Source organism: Microvirga sp. GN3, assembly GCF_055792825.1.
Window position 1 is genome coordinate 1 of sequence record NZ_JBVVAK010000280.1, and the last position, 5,503, is coordinate 5,503.

Genomic DNA, 5,503 nt, shown 5'->3' on the forward strand with positions numbered 1-5,503 from the left:
GCTGTCTTGTACGAAGGCACTCCGAGATCGGCTCAAGTCATGGCACTGGGGCATGGGGCGCTCCTTTGGCTGGCTCCGCCGGCGATGATGCACTGTCCTCGCCGTATCCCCATAGCTTCTGATCTACCGACGCAGGTCGAAGTGCTCTGCCGCCGCGCATCTCCAGGCTCGTATTTCAGGTCTTCCGTCGGGGAAACCATAGCGGCTCGATGGGCTTTTGCGGATCAAGAAACCTGGTGCCGAATGCAGGCCGTGTCGGGCCATGGTCGGACATGGCCGCAAAAGCCCGAAGGCCGCGCTTGTGCGTGTTGAGCCGTTCAATCGCCTGGAGCACCGAGCCGCCTTCGTGCTCAATGGTCTCGGCAACTGTCGCTGAGTTGGTGTCCAGATGCTCCGCGAGCAGACGGTTCCGCAACTGCGTGATCGTGCGGCGCACCTCGTCCCCTGTCGCCTCGATGGCAAGATCGCATTCGGTATCGAGTCCGATCGAGCGGTTGTTCAGGTTTGATGAACCGACGCGCAGGAACACGTCATCGACAATGATGAGCTTGGAGTGAATCAGAACCTGGCAGTCGCCGCCTTCACGATCAGGCACGACGGGGTAGTACACCCGCAGGCGACCACCTCGATCTGACTTGCGCAGCCGACGGATGAGACGGTTGCAATTCGCCCCCATCACCAGCCGCTCGGCCCAGCCGTGAGACTCGTGGGTCTGGATGACGACGATTTCAGGGCCGTCAGGATTGGCGAGGTGACGCTCAAGCACGGCGCCAATCACTGGCGCCGTCATGTACTGCGCTTCGATGTAGATGGTCCCCTTCGCGGCTGAGAGGGCATCAAGCGTCAGGGCCGCGGCCTCCCGCACCGGGGAAAACTTGCCCCAGGCCGGAAAGGTCCGGGCAATCGCGACAGGCGTGTCAAGAAAATCCGGGGAAAGCCCAGGCGGCCATCGGGTCTCTCCTGGACCCGGGGCCGGCACGACATCCTCGCCAGTTGCAATCTTCCAGCGCTGACAGGCCAGTTCGGCGATGCGGAGCGCGACTTGGCCGTCGACAAGCATGTGGATGTCGTGGACTGGATCGTAGATGCTCCCGTCATCTCTGAGCCGGATCGGATCATCCGCGGCATGCCGGCTGGTGTCCCAGCGTCGGACCGTCAGGTCGATGCCTCCCACAAAGGCAAGCCTGCCGTCGATGCACACCATCTTCTGGTGGTGTGCGGCATAGAGCGGGTGATGCCTGTCGAGCCGCAGCTGAAGACGCGGATGGTTCTGCCAGTCCGCACCGAAGAGGAGCGGACCCGGCGCGCCGGGCGCGTGCACCACGGCCACGCTCCAGATCAGGATTCGAACTTCAAGCTCAGGCTGTTCCTCAACCAGCGAGCGCAGGAAAGGCCCCAGCGGCGGAGAATCCTCGGGACTGGCATCCGGGCGAAGACGGAGGCTGCCATCGAAATCCCACCCAACGATGAGAATTGACCGCCGGGCGCTGCGTAGCGCGGCTTCTAGATGAGCGAAATAGATTGCGCCGTCGATAAGAACGGCAGCCCTGTCAGCATGGCATGCGCACCAGCAGTTGCGGCCGGGCTGTACGATAGGGTGCGACGGCATGGACGCCGGCGCGGATCTGACATAGTTCCGCAGCCATTGGCTTGTTCCCTGAAAGAAGCGTACATCAACCATGGGGGACACAAACTTCCTCAAGCAACTCGGCACTGCAAGCTGGGGTTCCGAGTGTCGGAATCAACGGACCGAGATCCGCATGGCCCATTCAGGTCACGCCGCCCGAGAGATCTGGTAACGTCCGGCAAAGGGGTGCACAGCGATGAGGCCCGAGTGCCAGCAAGGACTCGTTACCTTTGTGATCGGCGGCCGGCACCGCACCACCGACGACGGCACTGGCCCGATGGCTGTGCTCGTCTCTATCGCCCCATACTTGATAATTATTAACCAGCATTATTTGCATTATAGTTGGTTCTTGGTGTTCGAAGGTGATGCCAAGACAGGAACGGAGCTGCGAAGTTCTGTGTTTCCGGATCGTGGTCTTGCCCGTTACAGCTGTGTGGGCAATGACCTGCTCCTGCTGGCGATTTGGAGCGAGCTCCCTCCCACCGGCGGAGATAGGATGCACTCCTGTTCTGCCCGGTTCAGTACCCTTGGCTGCCGGCTCCTTCTTCCATTCTCCACAACAAGTGATCGGGTCCTTGCAGGACTAGGAAGTCATGTCATTGATCCGGCCAAACGGGTCGGCACCCATGTCTACCAGTGAGTCCAACGAGCCGTTCCCGGACGGCGGTCCGGCCAGCCGGCCAAAGGTAAGGCCCGAGCCCCTCTCCCAGGAGGAGGCAATCGCTGCCCGGGTTATCGAGATCATCGCTCAGCTTGTGAGCGAGGTGCACGCCTCGTTCGGCACGGCTCCTGCCATAACGCTGCATAGCAGTCTCGACCGCGATCTGGCACTGGACAGCCTGGCGCGAACGGAACTGCTGCTTCGCCTGAACCGGACCTTCAAGGTCCGGCTGCCCGACAGGCTCCTCGCAGAGGCCAGCACCCCGGCGGATCTGGTCGCCGCGACCGTCCATGCCGCCTCTCGCCTTGAGAAGCCCTTGGAGCAAATGAGCGCCCCGGCGCCCTCGCGGCGGACCATGGCCGAGCCCATTGAGGCGACCACCCTGATCGACGTTCTAACTACTCACGCTCGCGTCCATCCCGACCAGATCCACCTCTGTCTCCGGCAAGGCAATGGAACCGAGGAACTGCTGACCTATGGACATTTGGAGCATGAGGCGCAGGCTGCGGCCGCCGGCCTCGTGGATCTCGGTCTGTGCCAAGGCGAGCGCGTCGGAATCATGCTCCCGACGGAACGCTCGTTCTTCACTGGCTTCTTCGGCATTCTGTTTGCTGGAGGAATTCCGGTCCCGATCTACCCGCCGTTCCGGCGAGCCTCATTAGAAGAACACTTGCGGCGGCAGGCCGGCATTCTGCACAATGCCGAAGCATCGATTCTCGTCACGAACGAGGAGATCCAGGCTGCCGCCGGGCTTCTTCAGGGCCTTGTTTCAAGTCTCAATCACATCGCCACAGTCCAAGAGCTTGACAAGTCGGCCCCGCTCGCAGCCGCGATGCCAGCAGGAGCCGACACGACCGCCTTGATCCAATACACGTCCGGGAGCACAGGCGATCCGAAAGGCGTTGTCCTCTCGCATGCCAATCTCCTGGCCAACGTCCGGGCCATCGGAAAAGCCCTGGAAGCCTCTGCGTCCGACGTGGTGGTGAGCTGGCTTCCGCTCTACCATGACATGGGGCTGATCGGCTGCTGGCTCGGCAGTCTGTACTATGGCGCGCGCGCCATCATCATGCCACCACTCTCGTTCCTGGCCGATCCGATGGCATGGCTCTGGACGGTTCACCGGCACCGGGCCACAATCACCGCCGGACCCAACTTCGCCTTTGAACTCTGTCTCAAGGCGGCCCGCGACAGCGCTCTCGATCATCTGGAGCTTGGATCTCTCAGGGCTGCGATGAATGGAGCCGAGCCTGTGAGCCCGGGCACGATCCGACGCTTCCGGGAACGGTTCGGTTCCAACGGTTTCCGGCCTGAGGCGATGGTGCCAGTCTATGGCCTTGCCGAATGCGCCGTTGGTCTCGCCTTCCCGCCATTGGGACGCTCGCCGATGGTCGACCGGGTCAGTCGCCGAGCCCTCACACGCGATGGGATAGCCCGGCCCGCAGCACCCGACGATGCGACCGCGTTCGAGTTCGTCGCCTGTGGGCAGCCGTTGCCCGGGCACCAGGTCCGCATCGTCGGCGACGACAGCCGCGAACTTCCTGAGCGACAGGAGGGACGCCTGCAGTTCAAGGGCCCCTCCGCAACATCGGGGTATTTCCGCAATCCTGACAAGACACGCGATCTCTTCGACAGAGAGTGGCTAGAAAGTGGAGACCGTGCCTACATCACAGGCGGCGACATCTTCATCACCGGCCGGATCAAGGACATGATCAAGCGGGCCGGCCGGAACATCTATCCGCAAGAGCTTGAGGATTTCATCGGCGGCCTCGACGGGATCCGCAGGGGCTGTGTTGCGGTCTTCGCCAGTCCGGACCCGCACGCTGGCACCGAGCGCCTCATCGTCATGGCCGAGACCCGACTGACCGACCCGCATCGGCTCGATCGCCTGCGTCGCGGCATCATCGAGGCCTCGCAAAGCATCCTGGATCTCCCGCCGGACGATGTCGTTCTCGCGCCGCCACATACGGTTCCCAAGACCTCAAGCGGGAAGATCCGCCGCTCGGCGGCACGCGCGCTCTACGAGGCCGGCGGATCACGGGGTGGGCTTCACGGCCTGTCCTGGCAGGTTGCTCGCTTGGTTCTTGCCGGTATCCTGCCACGGCTGCGCCGCACCCAGAGGACAATCGGCGGCTGGGCTTATGCAGTATGGTGGTGGATCCTGTTGGCCGTCATGGCCCTGGTCCTATGGCCAATGGTTGTTCTGCTGCCGCGTCAATCCTGGCGGCGGGCTGCCTTGCGGGCTGGTGCCCGCCTATTTTTCCGCCTGGCCGGGGACCGACGTTCGGTCGAGACCTCGGCTCCCCTGCCAAGCGGACCATTCGTGCTGATCGCCAATCATTCGAGCTACCTTGACGGTGCTGTGCTGTCGGCTGCCTGTCCGCGCGGCCTTGCGTTCGTGGCGAAGCAGGAGCTCGCCAAGCAAGCCCTTGCGGGCCTGTTCCTGCGCCGCCTTGGGACCGTGTTCGTTCGCCGGACGGATCCAGCGGGAGGCGTTGCCGATACGCTTCACGCGTTCGATGCAGTCCACGCGGGTGAACGTCTTGCCTGGTTCCCGGAGGGTACGTTCACGCGCATGCCGGGACTGCTCGGCTTTCATTTGGGAGCCTTTGAGGTCGCATGCCAAGCAGGAGTTCCCATTGTTCCGGTCACCATTCGCGGCACCCGCTCGATCCTGCGCTCGGGCCAATGGCTTCCGAGACGCAGCGCGATCGCGGTTCACATCGGGGAGCCGCTCGCTCCGACGGGGCGTGACTTTGCCGCAGTCATCCGGCTGCGGGATGCGGCTCGCGATGAAATCCTCAAACGGCTCGGCGAGCCCGATCTGGCCTGAAGCGTTGCCTGGGACATCCAATGCTGATGAATACGACCGGATTCAGCAAAAGGTGCGGGAGCTTGCTAGCGATCTTCCCCGATTGCATGGCTGTGTTGCACGGGTCGGATTATGCACACATTAGATTCACCCGTAGCTCCAATTTAAGCGATGCGGACGGACTTCGGGCGTCCAAGCTCAAGCATGCGGTTCAAGGCATGAACCGCAATGGCGACCTCGGTCCTTCGGCGGTGATCTGTCCGCGCGTGTAAGCCGTCCCCCATCACTCGTTTCAACCGGCTGACGGCGGTCTCCACCAGAGCCCGACGCGTGTACCCGGACCGCTTCTGCCAGCCCAAGCGTCCATGCTCGGCAATGCTGTGGAGATGCCGGTCGCGCTGGGTCG

General features: G+C 62.9%; 2 protein-coding genes and 1 pseudogene. 1 reads left to right on the plus strand and 2 read right to left on the minus strand.

The window, feature by feature from the left end:
• Positions 1 to 175: 175 nt before the first annotated feature.
• Positions 176 to 1,681 (minus strand): phospholipase D-like domain-containing protein, encoded by a 1,506-nt coding sequence (locus tag ACS5Q1_RS46235; RefSeq protein ID WP_473104515.1) that lies wholly within the window; start codon positions 1,679 to 1,681, stop codon positions 176 to 178.
• Positions 1,682 to 2,253: 572 nt separating this feature from the next.
• Here ACS5Q1_RS46235 and ACS5Q1_RS46240 point away from each other — a divergent pair.
• Complete coding sequence (locus ACS5Q1_RS46240; RefSeq protein ID WP_473104516.1) at positions 2,254 to 5,118, plus strand: AMP-binding protein; 2,865 nt, start codon at positions 2,254 to 2,256, stop codon at positions 5,116 to 5,118.
• A 143-nt stretch (positions 5,119 to 5,261) separates the two neighbouring features.
• On the opposite strand, the pseudogene ACS5Q1_RS46245 reads toward ACS5Q1_RS46240, so the two are convergent.
• Positions 5,262 to 5,503: pseudogene (locus ACS5Q1_RS46245) on the minus strand (IS5/IS1182 family transposase); the annotation flags it as partial.

What these genes read in the sequence shown, in the direction of transcription:
- ACS5Q1_RS46235 (WP_473104515.1), bottom strand. Translation starts at nt 1,681, where the DNA reads ATGGTTGATGTACGCTTCTTTCAGGGAACAAGCCAATGGCTGCGGAAC.
- ACS5Q1_RS46240 (WP_473104516.1), top strand. Translation starts at nt 2,254, where the DNA reads ATGTCTACCAGTGAGTCCAACGAGCCGTTCCCGGACGGCGGTCCGGCC.